Here is a 20041-nt window from a genome sequence, read left to right on the forward strand (position 1 = left end):
CCGTCGCGCAGAGCGTAGCGTGTCCCGAACCGGCCCAGGCGCCGGGCGTGTTGGGCAAGACCCCGGCATCCGGCCGCTGACCGGCACGTTGTTACCGTGCACCGCGTGTCTGACTCCTCACGCGATACCGCACAGGGCGCCGGCTGGGGCGCGGCCGAACCCGGCACCTACAAGCGGCTGATGCCCGACCACGTCGAGAAGCTGTCGTGGCTGGACCCCCGCGTCCTGTGGGCCGCCCGCAACGGCGTGCTGGCGTCCTGGTTCGGCGACCCGACCGGCCGTACCCGCAGCCGCTGGGTGGCCGCGCGGGCGATGGCGGGAGCGCCCGCGGACAAGGTGGTCCGGCGGGACGTACCGGAACGGTTCTCCTTCCTGGTCATCGGGGACACGGGCGAGGGGGGCGACTCGCAGTACGCCGTCGTGCCGGGGCTGCTGAAGGCGGGCCGGGACACCGACTTCGCGGTGATCGCCAGCGATGTCATCTATCCCGTCGGCAGCGCCGACGACTACGGCGACAAGTTCTTCCGGCCGTACCAGGACTACCCCGCGCCGATCTACGCGATCCCCGGCAACCACGACTGGTACGAGGACCTCGGCGCCTTCATGCGGGTCTTCTGCGCCGACACCCCGCCGCCCGGCCCGGAGCCCCGGCCCCGCCCCCTCACCCGCGCCTGGTGGCGCTCCCTGCTGTGGCACCGGGCGCGCCCCGCCGACGAGCAACGGCTGGCCGCGGCACGCGCGTTGCGCTCGGCACCGGGCCAACAGGCCGTACAGCCGGGCCCGTACTGGGCGATCGACGCGGGACCGGTGCGGATCGTCGGCATCGACACCGGTCTGCTGGGCACGGTCGACGCCGAACAGGGCGCCTGGCTGCGGGAGATATCGCGGGGGCCCCGGCCGAAGATCCTCGTCACCGGATCGCCGTTGTACGTCGACGGGGAGCACCACCCCTGCCCCATCGAGGGCGGCGGCACGGTGGACGAGATCGTCCGGGCTCCCGGGCACCGCTACGTGGCCGCGATCGGCGGTGACATCCACAACTACCAGCGGTATCCGGTCGACGTGGACGGCCGTACGATCCAGTACGTCGTCGCGGGCGGCGGCGGCGCGTTCATGCACGCCACGCACACCATCCCGCGCGTCTCGGTCGGTGGTGTCACCGAGGACGCGTTCCGCTGCTACCCGCTGCGCGGTGACTCGCTCGCCTTCTACAGCCGCCTGTACGGCCGCAGGCTCCGGCTGCGCCGCTTCTTCACCCTCACCGAGGCTCAGGCGACGGCCGTGGTCGCCGAACGGCTCGGCATCGAGCCGGCCCGCGCACCCGGCCCGGACGTCCGGGTCACCCGCCGTGCCCGCCTGGTCGCGAGCCTCCTCGGGGCCGGCCGCCGCCCCGGCCGGCCCGCCCGGTTCCGGCTGCCCGTCCGGAAGATCTACACCCAGCTGTTCTCACCGTCCTCCACCACCTACAGCCCGCCCTTCTTCAAGTGCTTCCTGCGGCTGGACGTCGGTCCGGACGCGGTCCGGCTGCGCTGCTTCGCCGCGACCGGCAACCGCCCGCAGGAGGTCGACCCGCCGGTCGAGGACGAGGTCGTCATCCCGCTGTCCCCGCCGGCGTGATCAAGGGGCCGGCCGAACTGATCACACGGTTGTCACACTCGCCTGCGAGAATCGGTGCGGAGCCGACGTACGACCGCTGGAGGAGCCCGTGCCGTCCACCCCTCGCCCGTTGCGCAAGCTGGGCTTCCTCACCATCGGCCTGTTCGACCCGGCCGACCCGGGCCGGGGCCACGAGTCCACCCTGGAGATCATCGAGCTGGGCGAGCGGCTCGGCTTCGACAGCGCCTGGGTCCGCCACCGGCACCTCCAGTACGGCATATCGTCCCCGGTCGCCGTGCTGGCCGCCGCCTCGCAGCGCACCCGCCGGATCGCGCTGGGCACCGCGGTGACACCGCTCGGCTGGGAGAACCCGCTGCGGCTCGCCGAGGACCTCGCGACGGTGGACGTGCTGTCCGGCGGCCGGCTGAACCCGGGCGTCAGCGTGGGCCCGCCCCTGCACTACGACCAGGTCAAGGACGCCCTCTACCCGGACACCGCCGACGCGGAGGACTTCTCCTACGAGCGCGTGCGGCGGCTGCTGGACCTGGTGCGCGGCAAGCCCGCCACCGACTTCAGCGGGGTGGAGGGGATCGAGGTCTTCAGCGATGTCGTCCAGCCGCACTCCCCCGGGCTCGGCCGGCGGATGTGGTACGGCGGCGGCAGCCTCGGCTCGGCGCGCTGGGCGGGCGAGCACGGCATGAACTTCCTGACGAGCAGCGTCGTCAAGGCGGAGAGCCCCGAGGCGCCGCTGGACTTCGCGGAGATCCAGCTCTCCCACATCCGCGCGTTCCGCGCCCACCACCCGGACGGGGAGGCGGCCCGCGTCTCCCAGGGTCTGGTGGTGATCCCCACCGACTCGGCGACACCGCGGCAGCGCGCCAAGTACGAGGCCTACGCCGCCGGGCGCCTGCCCCGCACGACCTCCCCGCAGGGCCCGGCGCGACTGCTGTTCGCGCCGGACCTGGTCGGCACCTCCGCGGAGCTGGCCGAACGGCTGCACGCGCACGCCGCGTTCCGCGAGGTCGACGAGGTGGCGTTCGCGCTGCCGTTCACGTTCGAGCACGAGGACTACGTGCAGATCCTCACCGACATGGCGACGCGGCTGGGTCCGGCGCTGGGGTGGCGGCCCGCCGGCTGAGTCACCAGCGGCCCGCTTCCGTGCCGGTGACCGGTTCGGAGGGCCGCCCGTCCACCCCGACCGGCACCTCGCCGTGGAGCATCACCCGGTGCATGACCCGCGGGGAGCCCACGTGCGCGTGGTCGCTGGGGGCCAGGTGCATGGTGGCCCGGTTGTCCCAGAAGGCGACGCTGCCGGGCTCCCAGCGGAAGCGGACCGTGTACTCGGGGCGCACGGCCTGCTCCACCAGCATCTGAAGCAGCGCCGCGCTCTCCGGCCGGGAGACGTCCGTGATCTGCTCGACGTAGTAGCCGTTCACGAACAGCACCCGCTCCCCGGTCTCCGGATGCACCCGGACCAGCGGGTGCACGGAGGCGACCTGGTGGTCCAGCAGATGGCGGACGTAGGCGTCGTCGCCGGGCCGGGGCTGGTAGCCGACGCCGAGCCGGTGCTCGGCGCGCAGGCCGTCGACGAAGGCGCGGACCGGGGCGGACAGTCCCGCGTAGGCGGCGGCCAGGTTGGCCCAGGTGGTGTCGCCGCCGTAGGGCGGGACGGCCTCGGCGCGCAGGATGGTCGCGGCCGGCGGATCGACGCGGGCCCCGTGGTCGCAGTGCCAGCCGCGCAGCAGGGTGTGCCGGCGCCGGCCCAGCCACTCGTCGTGGTCCATGCCGTACCGCCCGCCCAGTTCCAGCCGGTCGGCGGTGGTCTCGATCTCGGGGAAGCCGGGCGGCGAGTGCGGTCCGCGGCGCGGGAGCACGACGGGCTCGCCGAAGCGGCGCGCGAACGCGATGTGCCCGGCGTGGTCGAGCCGCTGGCCGCGGAAGAACACCACCTTCCAGCGCAGCACCGCGTCCCTGATGAGCGCGGTCACCGCGTCGTCCAGCGGCTCGGCGAGATCGACGCCGGTGATCTCGGCGCCGATGTGCCCGGCGACCGGCCGCACCTCCACGCCCGGGACGTGCCCCGTGCCGTCCGCGGTCGCCCTGTCCGTCGTCATGCGCCCTCCGGTGCTCGTCCGTATCCGCTACCGGGGAGATCGTGACACTCTCTGCCCCGGCACGGCGAACTCCCGTATCACCGTGTTCCGGAACACGGCCGTGCCGCCGACGCTGAACAGGGCCAGGCGGTCGTCGACCAGGTAGGGGAACACCTCGGCGGAGTGCACGTACCGGCCGTCGTCCACGAACATCTCGACGGACGTGCGGTCCACGAGGATCCGCAGCCGCACCCGGCCGGCGGACCGGTCGAACGGGGTGCGGCTCTCCTGCCGGGTACCGCCGGCGTCGGGGTTGACCGTGCCGCGCCGGTTGAGGAAGGCGTAGTCGCCGTACACCCCGGCGTCGATGTGTCGTACGCCGTCCGGGGAACGGCGCACCTGGACGCCGGCGCCCGTGAGTTCGGACCAGGTGATCTCGGTGGTCAGCTCGTACGAGATGCCGGTGTGGTCGAGCGTGCGGGTGCCGTCGACCGTCAGGTCGCCGAGGCGCACGGTCCGGGAGACGTAGGCGTCGAGCGCGGGGACCGGGCGGGAGGCGAGGTGGTAGCCGCCGGAGGCGGTCTTCCTCAGGGTGATCTCGCGGACGATCGAGTCGGTGCCGTTGAAGCCGTCCGCGTCGATGGTGGGTGCGGTGTGCGCGTAGGCCCAGTTGTTCAGCCAGCCGAGGGCGTGGCGGGTGGCCGGGTCCACCGTGCCGTCCGGGTTCCGCTTCTCGAAGGTGACGGCCGCGTACCAGTCCCAGCCGTGGTCGAGCCACTGCGGGTCGGCGGAGTCGGCGGTGAACGCCGCGCCGTCGAACGAACCGGTCCAGTAGGCGTAGGTGGCGGGCTGCCCGGAGCCGGTGCCGTCCGCGCTCACGCCCAGCACCCACTTCACGGCGCCGTCGTCGGCGGTGATGCGGAACAGGTCGGGGCATTCGAGGACGCCGAGGCCGTCCTTGACGAAAGCGCCCGCGTACGTCCAGGACCTGAGGTCCGCCGAATGGTAGAAGCCGACCTTGTTCCGTTCGGCGAGGGCCATCACCCAGCGGTCGCGGTCGTCGTCGCGGATCACCTTGGGGTCGCGGAAGTCGAGGACGCCCGGGTTGGCGAGAACGGGGTCGGTGCCGTGGTTCGTGAACGTGCGGCCGCCGTCCGTCGAGTAGTACAGGAACTGCTCCTGGTGGTCGGTGCCGCCGCCGGGTGACATCGTGACGACGGCGACGACCGCGCCCGCGCCGAAGCCGGCCGTGCCCGCGGTGTCGACCACCGCCGAGCCCGACCACACGTCGCCGTTGACGGTGGTGTCCTTGGGGACGGCGATGCCCCGGTCGGTGAAGGAGACGAGGTCGGTGCTGGTGGCCAGCCGCCACGCGGTGCCCTCCACACCGTCCAGGTAGTCGGCGTTGTAGAGGTAGTAGCAGTGGTACTCGCCGTCGATCCAGACCGGGCGCTGCGGGTCGTTCTTCCACTGGTCGGGCACGGTGAAGTGGTAGTCGGCGCGGTACCGCGCGCATCCGGCCGCCGGCCCGGGCCGCGGCCTCGCCCCGGCGGGCGCCGCGGGCAGCAGCGCCGCGCCGGCTCCGGCGGCCGTGGAGGCGAACAGGGCCCTTCTGCTCAGACCACGCATCTCTCGGTGTCCCCTTCCTGACGGGTCATCGGCTCAAGGGACTGTAGACCTAACTCGTTAAAGGTCAAGTGTTCCCGCGCCTTGACACGGATGTGACGCGCTTTTCATCATCGTGGGCATCACTCCTCGACTAACACGAGTTAGGCACGCTTGGATGACCGACTCGCTCTTCTCCCGCCGCGCCCTGCTGCGGTACGGCGCCTACGGCGCGGGAGCCGCCGCGCTCGCCGGCACCGCCGCGAGCTGGGACCGGCTCACCGGAGCCGACATCCCGGGCCGCGACGACGGCTCCCTGGTCGTCGCCACCCTGGGTTCCGCGTTCTCCCCGGCCGGGGTCCGCGCCCTGGTCGACGGCTTCCGCCGGCTGCACCCCGACATCAAGGTCCGCGTCAACGCGGTGCAGGCCGTGGACTGGTCGGACTTCTTCGCCAAGATCCTCACGCAGATCGCGGCGGGCACCGCGCCCGACCTGGTCTACGTGGCCACCGAGGGCGTGCAGTTGTTCGCCCGCCACCTGGGCGTGCCCCTGGACCGCTGGGTGCGGCGGGACGCGGCCGAACTGCGGGAGTACTTCGCCGACGTCCACCCCTCACTGGTGGAGTCGATGATGTACGAGGGCAGCCTGTACCAGCTCCCGATCGAGTTCAACGCCGCCGACATGTACCTCAACACCCAGGTGCTGCGGCGCGCCGGCGCGGAGTTCCCGGCCGGCGACTGGACGCGGGACGACTTCACCGCGCTGCTGCGCCGGATGAAGAAGGCGAGCGACTCCCACTTCACCCCGTACTTCTGGACCAACCGGCTGTGGGGCGGGGTGGTCCCCTGGCTGTTCGCGAACGGCACCAACCTGCTCGCCGAGTCCAAGGCGCCAGGCGGCTCCTGGCTGTGGGACGCCTTCTACCCGGCGGACCGGCGGCGGGGCCGCGGGGGCGGCTTCCGCTGGACGACCCCGCAGGTGACGGACGACCGGGTGGTGGAGGCGTACGACTACCTCGCCTCCCTGGTCCACGACGGGCTGTGCACCCGGCCCGAGGGCGGCAACGGCCAGAACCTCATCGGCGTGTTCTCCACCGGCCGGGTGGGGGTCACCCCGGCCGGCGGCTTCTGGGCGGGCGGTCTGCATCTGGCCGGGATGCGCGCCGACGGCTTCGACGTCCAGTACTTCCCGCGCCGGCACACCCAGCGCCACCAGTTCGGCGCGGCCGGCTACGCGCTGCTGCGCACCTCGAAGAAGCAGGACGCGGCCTGGGAGTTCATCAAGTACTCGGCCCGCCGCGACACCCTGAGCAAGCTGTTCACCACCAACCAGACCACCCCGGCCCGCCGTTCGATGCTGACCGCGGACCGCTACCGGGAGACCGGCCCGGCGCACTGGCGGGTCTTCTACGACACCCTCGACCGGTTCCCCGACACCGGGCCCATCCCGGCCCCGCCGCAGGTCGCCGAGGTGACCCAGGTGCTGCTGAAGCACACCGGGACGGCGCTGTCGAGCCCGGGTTCGGTCGAGCCGGCGCTGCGCCGGATGCAGGGCGATCTGGAGAAGGCCATGGAGCGTGACGTATGACGGACACCCGGATCTCCTCCGTGCGGCCGCGGGCCGCGAGCCCGGCCGCGCGGGCCGTGCGCCCGGGAGCGCGTGAGCGGGGGACGCGGCTGCTGGCGGCGGTGTTCCTGGCGCCGACCGTGGTCGGGATCGTGGTCTTCACGGTCGTACCGATCGTCGGTTCGGTCGTGCTGAGCCTCTTCCACTGGAACGTGATCGACTCGCCCGGTTTCGCCGGTACGGCCAACTACCGGGAGGTGTTCGGCGACACGACCGTTCTGGTGTCCTTCCGCAACACCCTCGTCTTCATGGTCTTCGCGGTCGCCGCGCAGCTCCTGATCGCGCTGGCGCTCGCGCTGACGCTGAACGGCCGGATGCCCACGTGGCTGCGGTCGGTGTTCCGCTCGGCGTTCTTCTTCCCGCTCGTGCTGTCCGCCGCGTCCATCTCGGTGGTGATGAAGTACCTGTTCAACCAGGACTTCGGAGTGGTCAACTGGCTGATCGGCCTGTTCGGGATCGCTCCCGTGCCCTGGCTGACCTCCGAGCACGGCGCGATGGCCACGGTGGTCATCGTGTACGTGTGGCAGCAGTTCGGGTTCTCCTTCCTGCTGTTCGTCGGCGGACTGAACAACATCCCCAAGGAGATCCACGAGGCCGCCGCGCTCGACGGCGCGACCGGCCCGCGCAAGCACCTCGCCATCACCCTGCCGCTGCTCTCCCCCACCCTGCTGGTGGCCTCGGTGGTCGGCATCATCAACGCGCTCCAGGTCTTCGAGCAGCCGTACGTCCTCACCGACGGCGGGCCCGGCGACTCCACCCGCACGGTCGTGATGGTCATCTACGAGAAGGCCTTCGAGCAACTGCGGTTCGGCGAGGCGTCCGCGGTGGGCGTGCTGCTGTTCGTGCTGATCATGGCGGTCACCGCCCTCCAGTTCCGGCTCAGCCGGCGTTTCGTCCACTACCAGTGAGCCGGGTGAGTCCCATGAGCCAAGCAATTCCGACCCTCAGCCGTGCCCGGTACGCGCTCGGACCGTGGGCGCGGATCGCCGGGCTGGCGGTGTGCGCGCTGCTGACCCTCGGGCCGGTCGTGTGGACCGTGTCCACCTCGCTGCGCACTCCGGCGGAGTCGTTCGACCTGCCGCCGCAGATCATTCCCGCGCATCCCAGCGCCGCCGCCTACCACGGTGTGTTCGAGCAGATCGACGTGTGGCTGCTCGCGCTGAACTCGACGCTCGTGACCGCGTTGATCGCGGTCGGCCAGATGATCACCGCGGGGCTCGCCGGCTACGCCTTCGCCCGGCTCGACTTCCGTTTCAAGAAGCCGCTGTTCGGTCTGGTCCTGGCGACCATGATGGTCCCCTTGCAGGTCACGATCGTCCCGGTGTTCCTGGTGCTCAAGTCGATGGGCCTGACCGACACCCTGCTCGGTCTGATCGTTCCGGCGTTCCCGACGGCGTTCGGCACCTTCCTGATGCGCCAGTACTTCCTCGGCATGCCGAAGGACCTGGGCGAGGCGGCGATGCTGGACGGCGCCGGGCCCTGGCGGATCTTCCGGTCGGTGTACGCCCCGCTGGCCCGGCCGGGCCTCGCGATCGTCGGTGTGCTCGCCTTCAACTACCACTGGAACGAGTTCTTCCGCCCGCTCATCCTGGAGACCTCCGGCCAGAACTACACCCTTCCGCTGGGGCTGGTCTCCCTCCAGGGCAACCTCGGCACCGGTTCCATCTCGGTGGTCCTCGCGGGTGTCGTCCTCTCCATGATCCCCGCCGTCGCCGTGTTCGTCGTCGGCCAGCGCCCTCTCCGCGAGGGCATCACCTCCGCAGGAGTCAACCGTTGAGCCCCGCCGCTCCCGCCCCGGACCCGGACGCCCCCCGCTTCCGGGTCCGCCCGCCCGCCCACTGGATCAACGACCCCAACGGCCCCTTCCGCTGGCGTGGCCGTCACCACCTCTTCTACCAGTACAACCCGGCCGCCCCGGTGCACGCCGACATCCACTGGGGCCACGCCTCCAGCCCCGACCTGGTCCGCTGGGAGCACCACCCGATCGCCCTCACCCCGACGCCCGGCGGCCCCGACGAGGCCGGCTGCTGGTCGGGCTGCGTGGTGGACGACGGCGGTGTGCCCACGGCGGTGTACACCGGCGTCGACCACGCCCACACCGGGCTCGGCACCATCTGCCTGGCCCGCGCCGCCGACCCGGCCGACGACCGGCTGCTGACCTGGCGGCCCCTGCCCGTCCCGGTGGTCCCGGGGCCGCCCCCCGGACTCGACGTGGTGATGTTCCGCGACCCGTTCGTCTTCCGGCACGCCGGCCGCCGCTGGGCCCTGGTCGGGGCCGGCCACGCCGACGGCACCCCGTCGGTGCTGCTGTACGACTGCGACGAGCTGACCGACTGGCGGTTCGCGGGTGTCCTGCTGGACGGCCACGACCCCGTCGCGGCCGGCGCGTTCGGCGACAAGGCGGTCGGCTGGGAGTGCCCGCAGCTCTTCGAGACGTCCGGCGGCGACCACGTCCTGGTGGTGTCCCTGTGGGACGGGAATCCCCGGACCACCGGCTGTCTGACGGGCCGGCTGACGCCGGGAGCGCAGCCCCGGTTCGTGCCCCGCACCGGCGGCCGGCTCGACCACGGCCGGGACTTCTACGCTCCCGCCGTCCTCCAGGAGCCGGGCCGGGCGCTGATGTGGGGCTGGTCGTGGGAGGCGCGGGACGAGGCGGCGGTGCTGGCGGCCGGCTGGGCGGGCACGCTCACCGCGCCGCGGGTCGTCGACGCCGGTCCCGACGGCACCCTGCGGGTCGCACCGGCCCCGGAGCTCGAACTCCTGCGTGCCGACGCGCCGTTCGCGACCGGGCCGGGCCGGGCGGTGCCGCTTCCGCCGGCGTACGACCTGACGGTGACGGCGTACGGCGCCACCACCGTCACGCTGCTGCGGTCGGCGGAGCGGGCGCTGACGCTCCGGCTGGACCCGGACGCCGGCACCGTCGTCCTGGACCGCTCCGGGTGGCCCCGCGAGGGCGTCGGGGGATCGGCTCCGGTGACGGTGGAAGTGCCGCCGGGGCCGGGACTCTCCGTGCGCGTACTGGCCGACGGTTCGCTGCTCGAACTGTTCGTGGCGGACCGGGCGACGGTGACCGAGCGGGTCTACCACCAGCCGGGCGACGTCGCCGAGCTGCTGGTCGAGGGGGACGCCGGGGTCAGCGCGTGGGAGCAGGTCCCACCGAGGCGCGGCTGACCACGGGACAGGCCAGCCGCCGCACGGTGGCGGGCGGGGTGCGGCCGGTGTCGATGGCGTCGAGCAGCAGCCGGGCCGCGGCCTCGCCCATCGCCCGGTGCGGCAGCGCGACGGTGGTGAGGGCCGGGGTGAGGAAGGCGGCCATGTGTTCCTGGTCGTCGTAGCCGACCACCGACAGCTCGCCGGGTACGGCGATCCCGAGCCGGGTCGCGGCGTGCAGGACGCCCGCCGCGACCCGGTCGTTGTAGCAGAAGATCCCGGTGGGCCGGTGGTGCGCGGGGGTGCCGTCGAGCAGCCGGGTGGCTCCCTCGTAGCCGCCGGTGATCTCGCCGCCGGTGCGCACGACCCACTCCTTGGGCACGGTGATGCCCTCGGCGCGCAGCGCGTCCCTGAAGCCGCGCAGCCGTTCCACCGAGGCGATGTCGTCCTGCCCGCCGACCAGGGCCACCCTGCGGTGCCCGGCCTCCAGGAGCAGGCGTGCGGCGGTCCGGCCGCCGGCCCGTTCGGCGGGGATGACGGCGGGCAGCGAGTCGTCCTCGGGCAGGCAGTTGGCGAGCACGGAGTGGGTGCGGTGCAGGCCCTCGGGGACCCGGACCCGGCGCAGGGACATCGCGGCGTAGATGATGCCGTCCACGCGCCGGTCGAGGAGTTCGGCGACGGCCGCGTCCTCCTTGGCCCGGTCGCCGCCGGAATCCACGGTGAGGACGAGGTGGTCACTGCCCCAGGCGGTCTCCATGGCCCCGCGCAACAGCCGGCCGGCGAACGGGGACGTGGCGATCTCGTCGGTGACCAGGCCGATCACGGCCGTACGGCGACGGCGCAGGCCGCGGGCGACCGGGTCGGGCCGGTAGCCGAGCTGTGCGGCGGCCTGCCGGATGCGTTCCTGGGTGGCGGGTGAGAGGTTGCCCTCGGCGCGGCCGTTGAAGACGAAGGAGACGGCGGTGTGGGAGACGCCGGCGAGCCGGGCGACGTCCCGCGAGGTGGGCCGTCCGCCGCCCACGCCGTTCCTGTCCGCGCCGCCGCCCATGCCGTCCGCTGCCCTCTTCCCGCCCGCCCGGTTGATCACCGCTCACCCTATCCGCGAGGCTGGGGGCAGACACAGGGGGAGACGACCGAGGGAAGGTGTCATCGTGAACGGTGTGCCGCTGTACACGCTCGACGACGGTACGACGATCCCCGCCATCGGCCTGGGCACCTGGCCCCTGGACGACACGCAGGCCGAGCGGGCCGTGCGCACGGCGCTGGAGGCGGGCTACCGGCTGGTCGACACCGCGGCGAACTACCGCAACGAGACGGGTGTCGGCCGGGGCGTGGCGGGCAGCGGGGTGCCCCGCGAGGAGGTGGTGGTGACGACCAAGCTGCCGGGCCGCCACCACGGGTATCAGGAGACCCTCGCGTCCTTCGAGGAGTCCCGGCGGCGGCTGGGCCTGGAGTACGTGGACCTGTATCTGATCCACTGGCCGAACCCGCGGGTGGGCAAGTACGTCGACGCGTGGAAGGCGATGATCCGGCTGCGTGAGGACGGTCTGGTCCGCTCCATCGGCGTCTCCAACTTCACGCCCGAGCACCTCACGCGGCTGGAGAAGGAGACCGGGGTGCTGCCGTCGGTGAACCAGATCGAGCTGCACCCGCTGTTCCCGCAGGAGGAGCTGCGCGCCTTCCACGCGGTGAAGGGGATCGTCACCGAGAGCTGGAGCCCGCTGGGCCGGGGCAGCGCTCTGCTGGACGACCCGGCGGTCGCCGAGGTCGCGCGGGCGCACGGGGTCACGCCCGCACAGGTGCTGCTGCGCTGGCACATCCAGCTCGGCGCGCTGCCGGTCCCGAAGTCGGCCGACCCCGCACGGCAGCGCGCCAACCTGGACGTCTTCGGTTTCGAGCTGGACGAGGACCAGATGGCGGCCGTCGCCCGCCGCTCCCCGCGCCGGCTCGGCGGGGACCCCGAGACGCACGAGGAGTTCTGAGCTCACGAGGAGTTCTCAGCTCACGGGGAGTTCCGGGTTACGGGGAGTCCCGGTCACGGCTCCTCGATGGGCTCTTCCTCGCGTTCCTCGCCGTGCGCGCTCGGCCGTCCGGGCGCGGCGAGGCTGCCGAGGATGTCCAGCAGTTCGGCGCTGCGGCTGCCGGGCTCGGCGTGGAAGACGACCAGGGTGAGTCCGTCGGCGCCGTCCACGGACAGCTTGTTGGAGTGCAGGTCGAGGTCGCCGACCTGGGGATGGCTGAGGTGGCTCACCCGGCCGCGCCGGGGACGCACCTCGTGGCGGGCCCACAGGGTGCGGAAGCGTTCGCTGCGCAGGGACAGCTCGCCGACCAGGTCGCGCAGCCGGGGGTCGTCCGGGTCGGTCCCGGCCTCGGACCGCAGGGCGGCCACGCCTTCCGCGGTCAGGTCCGTCCAGTCCCGGCGCAGGGCGCGCTCGGCGGGGTCGAGGAACACGGCCCGCAGCAGGTTGACGCCGGGCGCGTAGTTCGGGGTGAGCGCGGTGGCGAGGGCGTTGGCGGCCAGGCAGTCGGTGTAGCGGTTCTGGAGGTAGGCGGGGTTGCGCGGCCAGCCGTCGATGAGCTGGAGCAGGCTCGCCGGGACCTGCTGCGCCCGCCGCCCCGGGCGCACGCCGGGCGCGGGCCGCTCCTGGGCGAGCCCGACGAGGTGGGCGGTGGCGTCCACGTCCAGCCGTAGCACCCGGGCGATGGCCTCCAGCACCTGCACGGAGGGGTTGCGGTCGCGGCCCTGCTCCAGGCGGAGGTAGTAGTCGGAGCTGATGCCGGCCAGCATCGCGACCTCCTCGCGGCGCAGCCCCGGCACCCGGCGCAGGCCGCCACCGGGCAGCCCCACGTCCTCGGGCCGTACCAGCGCCCGGCGGGCGCGCAGAAACTCACCGAGCGCGTTCGATCCGTCCACGCCCCCACCGTACGGCCGGCCGGGCTGCGGTGACTGGCCCTGTCACTCCCAGGATCGCCGGGGCACTGCCGTACCGGGCGGATCGGGCGGACTGTGGAGAGCGAAACGAGCGAGGCCGCCGGGAACGTCCGGTGGCCGGAACATCCTGAGAGGTACGACATGTCTGCACAGCTCGGTGGCACCGTCACCCCGGCCGACGGCCTGACCCTGACCCGCGTCGGGTACGGCGCCATGCAGCTGGCCGGGCCGCACGTCTTCGGCCCGCCGCGGGACCGGGACCGGGCGGTGGCGGTGCTGCGCGCGGTGGTGGAGGCGGGCATCACCCACATCGACACGGCCGACTTCTACGGGCCCGTCGTCGTCAACCAGATCATCAAGGAGGCCCTGCACCCCTACCCGGCCGAGCTGCGCATCGTCACCAAGGTCGGGGCCCGGCGGGGAGCCGACGGCAGCTGGATCATGTCCCGGCACCCCGAGGACCTGAAGGCGCAGGTGTACGACAACCTGCGCAACCTCGGTGTGGACACGCTGGACGTGGTCAATCTGCGGCTCGGCGACATGGACACCCCGAACGAGGACTCGGTCGCCGACCAGTTCGGCGCCCTGGCCGAGCTGCGCGAGCGCGGGCTGATCCGGCACCTGGGGCTGAGCGCCGCGTCCGCCGCGCAGCTGGACGAGGCCCGGACGATCGCGCCCGTGGTGAGCGTGCAGAACCTCTACAACCTGGCGAACCGGCAGGACGACGCGCTGCTGGAGCGCACGGCGGCGGAGAACATCGCCTTCGTGCCGTACTTCCCGCTCGGCGGGTTCTCCCCGCTCCAGTCGGACACGCTGGCGAAGGTGGCCGCCCGACTGGAGGCGTCGCCGCAGCAGGTGGCGCTGGCCTGGCTGCTGCGGCGCTCGCCGAACATCGTCCTCATCCCCGGCACCTCCTCCCCCGAGCACCTGCGGGAGAACATCGCCGCGGCGGACCTGGTGCTGCCGGACGACGCGATGGCCGAGCTGGACGGCATCGCGGGCTGACCGGACCGGGGCGGGGTACCCGGGGGCGCGTGAGGCGGTCGTGGGCGTCGTGGGAAGGAGCCGGAGGTGGCGGCGGAGGACCGGCTGCGGACGTACCGCGGCAAGCGCGACTTCGAGCGGACCCGTGAGCCGTCGGGGCGGGCGCGGCGGACGCGGGGTGCGCGGCCCCGGTTCGTGGTGCAGATCCACGACGCGCGGCGGATGCACTTCGACTTCCGGCTCCAGCTCGACGACGTCCTCAGGTCCTGGTCGGTGCCCAAGGGCCCGTCCACCGACCCCGGGGACAAGCGGCTGGCGGTGCCGACCGAGGACCACCCGCTGGAGTACGAGGAGTTCGAGGGGGTCATCCCGAAGGGCGAGTACGGCGGCGGCACCGTGATCGTGTGGGACCGCGGGACGTACGAGCCGCTCAGCCACGACCGCCGGGGGCGCCCGGTGGACTTCGCGGAGTCCCTGGAGCGCGGACACGCCACCTTCCGGCTGCACGGCGCGAAGCTGCACGGCGAGTACGCCCTCACCCGCTTCCGCGGCGGCACGGACGGGGAGGAGGCCTGGCTGCTGGTCCGCAAGGGGCCGGCGCGGCCGGACGGGCACGGCACCCCCGACCCCCGGCGGGCCCGCTCGGTGCGCAGCGGGCGCACCCTGGCCCAGGTCGCCGCCGCTGCCGGCCGGGAGTGACACCGGCTCGGCGGCGCCGTCAGGGGTGACTCCGCCGGAGGCGCGCGCGGGCGGCGGGATGCGGATCGCTCGGTTCCGGCCCCGGCCCGCCTTCCCGGCCCCTATGTTCGGGCGGTGTCCGCCCGCGCCCCTGGAGGCCCCGCATGCGCACCGCTCTCCGTACCGCCGTCGCCGGCGTGGTGACCGCCGCCGCCCTCGCGCTCTGCGGCCCGGCCGGGGCGACCCCGGCCGGGCCCGGTGTGACGGCCCGGATCCTCGCGCAGACCACCGTCGACGGCACCGACTACACCCTGCGGGAGATCACGGTCCCGCCCGGCCAGGGCACCGGCTGGCACTACCACGACGGCCCGCTGTACGGCGTCGTCGAGCAGGGCACCCTCAGCCACTTCGACGCCACGTGCGGCTCGGACGGCGTGTACCGGACGGGCGCGACGATCCGGGAGCCGTCCGGCAGCGATCACGTCCACATCGGCCGCAACCTGGGGGACACGCCGCTGGTCCTCGATGTGCTGTACGTGCTGCCGCACGGCTCCCCGTTCTCGCGGGACGCGCCGAACCCCGGCTGCGCGTTCCAGTGATCAGTCGCCGGGCAGCGGCTGTTCGGCCCAGATGGTCTTGCCGGCGCCGGTCTGCCGGCTGCCCCAGCGCTGGGTGAGCTGGGCGACGAGCAGCAGTCCCCGGCCGCCCTCGTCGTAGGCGTGCGCCCGGCGCAGGTGCGGGGAGGTGGAACTGGCGTCGGAGACCTCGCAGATGAGAGCGCGGTCGCGGATCAGCCGGAGCTGGATGGGCGGTTCGCCGTAGCGGATGGCGTTGGTGACGAGTTCGCTGACGACGAGTTCCGTGACGAAGGCGCTCTCCGCCAGCCCCCAGGCCGTCAGTTGCCCGCTGGCCGCCTGCCGCAGGACGGCGACCTGGGCGGGGTCGGGGGGCACGTCCCAGGTGGCGACCCGGTCGGCGCCCAGGGCCCGGGTGCGCACGAGGAGCAGGGCGACGTCGTCGCCGGGCTGGTCGGGCAGGACGGCCTTCAGGACGTCGTCGGCGAGGGCTTCGAGGGAGGCGGCGGGTGCGGTGAGGGCGCGCCGTAGTTCCTCGGTGGCGCCGTCCAGGTCGCGGTCGCGGTCCTCGATCAGGCCGTCGGTGTAGAGGGCGACGACCGAGCCCTCGGGCAGTTCCCGTTCCGTCGCCTCGAACGGCAGTCCGCCGACGCCGAGTGGTGGCCCGGCGGTGACGGGGAGGAACTCCGCGTCACCGCCGGGCAGGACGACGGCCGGGGCGGGGTGGCCGGCGGCGGCCAGGGCGAGCCGGCGGGAGACCGGGTCGTAGACGGCGTACAGGCAGGTCGCGCCGAGTTCGGCGACCTCTTCCCCGCTGTCGTCGGCGGCGAGGTGGGTGACCAGGTCGTCGAGGTGGGTGAGGAGTTCGTCGGGTGGCAGGTCGACGTCGGCGAGGGTGCGGACGGCCGTGCGCAGCCGGCCCATGGTGGCGGAGGACTGGATGCCGTGGCCGACCACGTCGCCCACGACCAGGCCGACCCGGCCGCCGGAGAGCGGGATGACGTCGAACCAGTCGCCGCCGATGCCGGCCAGGGATCCGCTCGGCAGGTAGCGGTGGGCGACGTCGACCGCGGCCTGCTCGGGCAGGCCGCGTGGGAGCAGGCTGTGCTGGAGGGTGAGGGCGGTGGCGCGTTCGCGGGTGAAGCGGCGGGCGTTGTCGATGCAGACGGCGGCGCGGCTGGCGAGTTCCTCCGCGAAGACGGCGTCGTCGGGGCCGTAGTCGTCGGGGTGGCCCATGCGGACGCAGACCGCGACGCCCAGCGTGGTGCCGCGGGCCCGGAGCGGCACCGCGATCATGGAGTGGGCGCCCTGCCGGAAGGGGCGGCCCCCGGGCGAGCGTGCGTTGCGTTCCGCCAGCCACTGGACGAACTCGGGCTCGCCGGCCTGGCTGAGCACCGCGCGGCTCTCGTGCAGCGCGCGGGCGGGCGGGGAGGTCGGCTGGTAGACGTCGGTCTCGCCGAGGTACAGGGCCGCCGCGGGGTGGCCGGGGCGGTTGGAGCCGTGGGCGACGCGGCGCAGGACGACCCCGCCGTCCGGCAGCGTCGGCGGTTCCTCGGCGCCGAGCACCCAGTCGAGCAGGTCGACGCTGGCGAAGTCCGCGTACTGCGGGACCAGCACGGCGATCATCTCCTCGGCGGTGCCGATCACGTCCAGGGTGGTGCCGACGCGGGTCGCGGCCTCGTTCAGCAGGGCGAGCCGGCGCCGGGCCCAGTACTGCTCGCTGCTGTCGAACGCGGCGAGCGCGACCGCGGCCGTTTCGCCGGAGGCGTCGCGCACCGGCCACATCTCGATGCTCCAGGCCTGCTCCTGGTCGAGGGCGGGGGCACTGGTGTAGCTCTCGTAGCGGACCGGCCGGCCGGTGTCGGCGACCTCGCGAAGCTGGGCCAGGAAGCCACGGCTGTGCTCGGTGTCCGCGACGGTGTCCGGGAAGAACCGGCCGAGCAGCGCTTCCTCGGGGACGCCCATCGCATGGCAGGCGGCGGCGTTGACGCGCAGGTAGCGCTGGCGAAGGTCGAAGACCGACATGGACATGGACGCCTGCTCGAAGGCCCGGGCGGCCAGGGTGGTGCCCGGGGGCAGGGCCGTGACGACGTAGCCGGCGGGCTGTCCGGCGGCGCCGGTGAGCGGGCAGACGGTCAGGGGCAGCACGAGGCGGTGGCCGTCGTGGTGGCGCAGGGCGACCGGGCCGGCCAGCGCGGTGAGGATGTCACCGGGGACGTCCTCGGCCAGCAGGTCCGTCGCGGGCCGGCCCACGACCTCGTCGGCCGGGTGGCCGGTGAGCAGCCGCGCTCCCTCGGTCCACCCGGTCACCGTGCCGTGCGCGTCGATGACCGCCACGGCGGCGACATCTTTCATACGCCCCAGAATGATCCGATTGTCCCGGCGCATCAAGCGGCGGGGTGTCCGCTTCAGCCCCGATGGGCGCGGAGGGCGGCGAGGGCCCGGTCGGCGTGGGTGTTCATGCGCAGTTCGCTGCGGACGACCTCCAGGACGGTACGGTCCTCGGCGATCACGAAGGTCACCCGCTTGGTCGGGGCCAGGGAGAAGCCGCGCTTGACGCCGAACCGCTCGCGGACCGTGCCGTCGGCGTCGGAGAGCAGGGGCATCCCGAGACGGTGCCGGCCGGCGAACTCCTGCTGCTTGTCGACAGGGTCCCCGCTGATCCCGACGGGCCGGGCGCCGACGGCGGCGAACTCGGCCGCGAGGTCGCGGAAGTGGCAGGCCTCGGCGGTGCAGCCGTGGGTGAGGGCTGCGGGGTAGAAGAAGAGGACGACCGGCCCGTCGGCCAGCAGTTCGGTGAGCCGGCGGGTGGTGCCGGTCTCGTCGGGCAGGGCGAAGTCCTCGACCTTGGCCCCGATCTCGACGCGCTCGGTCATGACCGCGCCTCCCCGCCCCGGGCGACCGCCCGCGCCCACAGCACCAGCGGCACCTGGAGGGGCAGCCGGGTGAGGGCCGCCGCCCTGAGCGGCGCGGGCCGGTGGCGCCAGTCCACGGCCATCTGGACGTTGGCCGGGAACACGCCGACGAAGAAGCCGGCCGCCGCCTTCGCGGCGAGCGCACGGGTGCGGGGCGCCGCGATCCCGGCCGCGAGGGCCAGCTCGACGACCCCGCTCCCGTACGTCCAGGCCCTGGGCGAGCCCGGCAGCGCACGGGGCACGGTCGCGTCGAACTGCCGCGGAACGGCGAAGTGGGCCACTCCGGCGGTCGCCAGCAGACCGGCGAGCAGCAGGGGTGAGCGTGGGGACCGGGGCACGGTACCTCCTCTGGTGTCCTGCCGCCGGATATTACTCGACGGTAGGCGCGGAGGCGGCCGTTCCAGGCAGACCGACACGGAGTGCGCACCCGGCCGACGACGGGAGCGGGGGCTGCCGTTCGGCACCGGGCCCCGGCCGGTGGCACGGTGACTCCCCGCAGCGGTGAGTACCCGCTGCCGGGGCACGCCCGGAAGGACAGCGGGTCAAGGCGTGCCGTGCGGGCGCGGTGGTACGCCCCCAGCCCCTCGGCGCGCTCGACCAGGTCCCGCCACACCTTCGTGTCGATGACCAGCCCGCGCACCCCGCGCCGCTTGAGCGCGGTGGCGAACAGCTCGCCGAACACGCCGTCGGTGGAGGGCGAGGTGGTGGTGACGACCAGGAGGTCACCGCCGCGGCACTGTTCGACAGCCGCGTGGATCATGAGGTTGTCGCCGGGCCAGGACGGCACGGTGACTGCGGTGCCGGCGACCCGGACGCCCTGCTGGACCGGACGCAGACGGCTGGGGAGCAGTCCGGTGCGGCCCATCGCCTCGTGCACGGTGGCGACGCCGTACCCGGCGAGGGCGTCGACGTCCTCGGCTGCCGCCCTGGGCGGGTTGGTGACGATCACGCCGCTCATGCCGGCTCCTTCCTGACCTGCGCGCGGGGGCGCATGTTGGCTGCGAGAATTCGGCCCCGGCCCCCGGCTCAGCCGGCCCGGTAGAGCTCGGTGAGCAGTTCCAGCACCGCCTGGAGGGCCGGGTGCGGATCGTCGCGCCACCAGGCCAGCCGGACGGCGACGGGTTCGGCGTCGCGCACCGGGCGGTAGACGATCCCGGGCCTCGGGTACTGGTTCGCGGTGGACTCGGCGGTCACCCCGATCCCGCGTCCGGCGGCGATGACGGTGAGCCAGTCGTCGACGTCGTGGGTCTCCTCGGTGGCCGGCCGGGAGTCCGGCGGCCACAGGTCGGGGGTGGCCGTGCCGGTACGGCGGTCCACCAGCAGGAGCCGGTCGGCGAGGTCGGCCAGCCGCACGGAGCGGCGCCGGGCGAGCGGATCGTCGGCGGCGAGCGCGCACAGCCGCCGCTCCAGCCCGACGAGGGCGGTGCCGAAGCGCCGGTCCTCCAGCGGTCTGCGCACGACGGCGAGGTCGCAGGCGCCCTCGGCGAGCCCGGCGGAGGGCGAGTTGACACGGATCAGGTGCAGGTCGGTGTCGCGGTGGGCCGCGCTCCAGCGCCGCTGGAAGGCGACCGTGTGGCGGCCCAGCGCCGACCAGGCGTAGCCGACGCGCAGCCGGGTGTGGCCCGAGGTGGCCTCCCGGACCAGGTCCACGACGTCGGCGAGGACGCGCCGGGCCTGGGCCACCACGCGCACGCCGGTGGCGGTGGGGGTCACCTCGCGGGAGGTGCGCCTCAGGAGCCGTACCCCCAGGGCGCGTTCGAGGGAGGCGACGGCGCGGGAGACGGCGGCCTGGGAGACGCCCAGGGCGATCGCCGCGTCCGTGAACGTGCCCTCGTCCACGATGGCCACGAGACAGCGCAACTGGCGCAGATCGATGTCCTGCATAC

At 73.6% G+C, this 20041-nt stretch carries 18 protein-coding genes and 1 pseudogene; 10 read left to right on the top strand and 9 right to left on the bottom strand.

The genetic code is table 11. From position 1 onward, the window contains the following. The first annotated feature begins 105 nt into the window (after positions 1-105). Both AQJ11_RS15390 and AQJ11_RS15395 read left to right on the top strand, forming a co-directional pair. Complete coding sequence (locus AQJ11_RS15390) at positions 106-1617, top strand: metallophosphoesterase family protein (RefSeq protein ID WP_107120837.1); 1512 nt, start codon at positions 106-108, stop codon at positions 1615-1617. Between the two features lie 88 nt (positions 1618-1705). After that, a complete protein-coding gene (locus tag AQJ11_RS15395; RefSeq protein ID WP_058079241.1) occupies positions 1706-2734 on the top strand; it encodes an LLM class flavin-dependent oxidoreductase in 1029 nt (342 codons plus the stop codon). A gap of 1 nt (position 2735) precedes the next feature. Here AQJ11_RS15395 and AQJ11_RS15400 read toward each other — a convergent pair whose 3' ends face one another. After that, the gene (locus AQJ11_RS15400; protein WP_059263425.1) at positions 2736-3710 is read right to left on the bottom strand and encodes a TauD/TfdA dioxygenase family protein; all 975 of its coding nucleotides are present in this window, start codon (positions 3708-3710) and stop codon (positions 2736-2738) included. Between the two features lie 27 nt (positions 3711-3737). Continuing rightward, entirely contained in the window at positions 3738-5318 is a 1581-nt protein-coding gene (locus AQJ11_RS15405) for a glycoside hydrolase family 32 protein (protein ID WP_059263426.1), read from the bottom strand. A gap of 154 nt (positions 5319-5472) precedes the next feature. Here AQJ11_RS15405 and AQJ11_RS15410 point away from each other — a divergent pair, with 154 nt between their 5' ends. The 4 genes from AQJ11_RS15410 to AQJ11_RS15425 are packed head-to-tail and all read left to right on the top strand — an operon-like array spanning position 5473 to position 10092. Beyond that, positions 5473-6882, top strand: coding sequence for an extracellular solute-binding protein (locus tag AQJ11_RS15410; protein ID WP_059263427.1), 1410 nt, complete (start codon positions 5473-5475; stop codon positions 6880-6882). Continuing rightward, a complete protein-coding gene (locus AQJ11_RS15415) occupies positions 6879-7829 on the top strand; it encodes a carbohydrate ABC transporter permease (RefSeq protein ID WP_014670683.1) in 951 nt (316 codons plus the stop codon). The genes AQJ11_RS15410 and AQJ11_RS15415 overlap by 4 nt, the downstream gene beginning before the upstream one ends. Before the next feature lie 14 nt (positions 7830-7843). Beyond that, entirely contained in the window at positions 7844-8698 is an 855-nt protein-coding gene (locus tag AQJ11_RS15420) for a carbohydrate ABC transporter permease (RefSeq protein WP_058079245.1), read from the top strand. Continuing rightward, on the top strand, positions 8695-10092 hold the full coding sequence (locus AQJ11_RS15425) for a glycoside hydrolase family 32 protein (protein ID WP_059263428.1): 1398 nt from the start codon (positions 8695-8697) through the stop codon (positions 10090-10092). Before AQJ11_RS15420 ends, AQJ11_RS15425 begins: the two co-directional genes overlap by 4 nt. Here the strand turns inward: AQJ11_RS15425 and AQJ11_RS15430 are convergent. Next, positions 10055-11119: a LacI family DNA-binding transcriptional regulator gene (locus AQJ11_RS15430; protein WP_051009660.1), complete on the bottom strand. Its 1065-nt coding sequence runs from the start codon at positions 11117-11119 to the stop codon at positions 10055-10057. The genes AQJ11_RS15425 and AQJ11_RS15430 overlap by 38 nt on opposite strands. Before the next feature lie 103 nt (positions 11120-11222). On the opposite strand from AQJ11_RS15430, the gene AQJ11_RS15435 reads away from it, so the two are divergent. Next, positions 11223-12053, top strand: a complete 831-nt coding sequence (locus tag AQJ11_RS15435) for an aldo/keto reductase (RefSeq protein WP_059263429.1) — start codon at positions 11223-11225, stop codon at positions 12051-12053. A 53-nt stretch (positions 12054-12106) separates the two neighbouring features. Here the strand turns inward: AQJ11_RS15435 and AQJ11_RS15440 are convergent, their stop codons facing one another. Further along, positions 12107-12985: a helix-turn-helix domain-containing protein gene (locus tag AQJ11_RS15440; RefSeq protein WP_058079249.1), complete on the bottom strand. Its 879-nt coding sequence runs from the start codon at positions 12983-12985 to the stop codon at positions 12107-12109. Positions 12986-13144: 159 nt separating this feature from the next. On the opposite strand from AQJ11_RS15440, the gene AQJ11_RS15445 reads away from it, so the two are divergent. The 3 genes from AQJ11_RS15445 (at position 13145) to AQJ11_RS15455 (ending at position 15264) form a co-directional block, all read left to right on the top strand. Further along, positions 13145-14008 carry an oxidoreductase gene (locus AQJ11_RS15445; protein WP_059263430.1) on the top strand — a complete coding sequence of 288 codons (864 nt, stop codon included), beginning with the start codon at positions 13145-13147 and terminating at the stop codon, positions 14006-14008. A 66-nt stretch (positions 14009-14074) separates the two neighbouring features. Further along, on the top strand, positions 14075-14686 hold the full coding sequence (locus tag AQJ11_RS15450) for a DNA polymerase ligase N-terminal domain-containing protein (RefSeq protein WP_059263431.1): 612 nt from the start codon (positions 14075-14077) through the stop codon (positions 14684-14686). 143 nt (positions 14687-14829) lie between these two features. Further along, entirely contained in the window at positions 14830-15264 is a 435-nt protein-coding gene (locus AQJ11_RS15455; protein ID WP_059263432.1) for a cupin domain-containing protein, read from the top strand. Here the strand turns inward: AQJ11_RS15455 and AQJ11_RS15460 are convergent, their stop codons facing one another. From AQJ11_RS15460 to AQJ11_RS15480, 5 genes and pseudogenes are all read right to left on the bottom strand, one after another. After that, positions 15265-17595 (bottom strand): ATP-binding SpoIIE family protein phosphatase, encoded by a 2331-nt coding sequence (locus AQJ11_RS15460; RefSeq protein WP_059263433.1) that lies wholly within the window; start codon positions 17593-17595, stop codon positions 15265-15267. A 53-nt stretch (positions 17596-17648) separates the two neighbouring features. Then, the gene (locus AQJ11_RS15465) at positions 17649-18116 is read right to left on the bottom strand and encodes a peroxiredoxin (RefSeq protein WP_059263434.1); all 468 of its coding nucleotides are present in this window, start codon (positions 18114-18116) and stop codon (positions 17649-17651) included. After that, on the bottom strand, positions 18113-18493 hold the full coding sequence (locus AQJ11_RS15470; RefSeq protein WP_014670694.1) for a DoxX family protein: 381 nt from the start codon (positions 18491-18493) through the stop codon (positions 18113-18115). The genes AQJ11_RS15465 and AQJ11_RS15470 overlap by 4 nt, the downstream gene beginning before the upstream one ends. Before the next feature lie 227 nt (positions 18494-18720). Next, a pseudogene (locus AQJ11_RS52680) lies at positions 18721-19113 on the bottom strand (RraA family protein); the annotation flags it as partial. A 68-nt stretch (positions 19114-19181) separates the two neighbouring features. After that, positions 19182-20039, bottom strand: coding sequence for a LysR family transcriptional regulator (locus AQJ11_RS15480; RefSeq protein ID WP_059263436.1), 858 nt, complete (start codon positions 20037-20039; stop codon positions 19182-19184). Between the last annotated feature and the right edge of the window lie 2 nt (positions 20040-20041).

Source organism: Streptomyces corchorusii, assembly GCF_001514055.1.
GTDB lineage: Bacteria > Actinomycetota > Actinomycetes > Streptomycetales > Streptomycetaceae > Streptomyces > Streptomyces olivaceoviridis.

Coding starts and splice junctions, on each gene's coding strand:
- AQJ11_RS15430 (WP_051009660.1), bottom strand. CDS start 11,119: ATGGGCGGCGGCGCGGACAGGAACGGCGTGGGCGGCGGACGGCCCACC.
- AQJ11_RS15455 (WP_059263432.1), top strand. CDS start 14,830: ATGCGCACCGCTCTCCGTACCGCCGTCGCCGGCGTGGTGACCGCCGCC.
- AQJ11_RS15415 (WP_014670683.1), top strand. CDS start 6,879: ATGACGGACACCCGGATCTCCTCCGTGCGGCCGCGGGCCGCGAGCCCG.
- AQJ11_RS15480 (WP_059263436.1), bottom strand. CDS start 20,039: ATGCAGGACATCGATCTGCGCCAGTTGCGCTGTCTCGTGGCCATCGTG.
- AQJ11_RS15465 (WP_059263434.1), bottom strand. CDS start 18,116: ATGACCGAGCGCGTCGAGATCGGGGCCAAGGTCGAGGACTTCGCCCTG.
- AQJ11_RS15405 (WP_059263426.1), bottom strand. CDS start 5,318: ATGCGTGGTCTGAGCAGAAGGGCCCTGTTCGCCTCCACGGCCGCCGGA.
- AQJ11_RS15410 (WP_059263427.1), top strand. CDS start 5,473: ATGACCGACTCGCTCTTCTCCCGCCGCGCCCTGCTGCGGTACGGCGCC.
- AQJ11_RS15445 (WP_059263430.1), top strand. CDS start 13,145: ATGTCTGCACAGCTCGGTGGCACCGTCACCCCGGCCGACGGCCTGACC.
- AQJ11_RS15420 (WP_058079245.1), top strand. CDS start 7,844: ATGAGCCAAGCAATTCCGACCCTCAGCCGTGCCCGGTACGCGCTCGGA.
- AQJ11_RS15400 (WP_059263425.1), bottom strand. CDS start 3,710: ATGACGACGGACAGGGCGACCGCGGACGGCACGGGGCACGTCCCGGGC.
- AQJ11_RS15460 (WP_059263433.1), bottom strand. CDS start 17,595: ATGAAAGATGTCGCCGCCGTGGCGGTCATCGACGCGCACGGCACGGTG.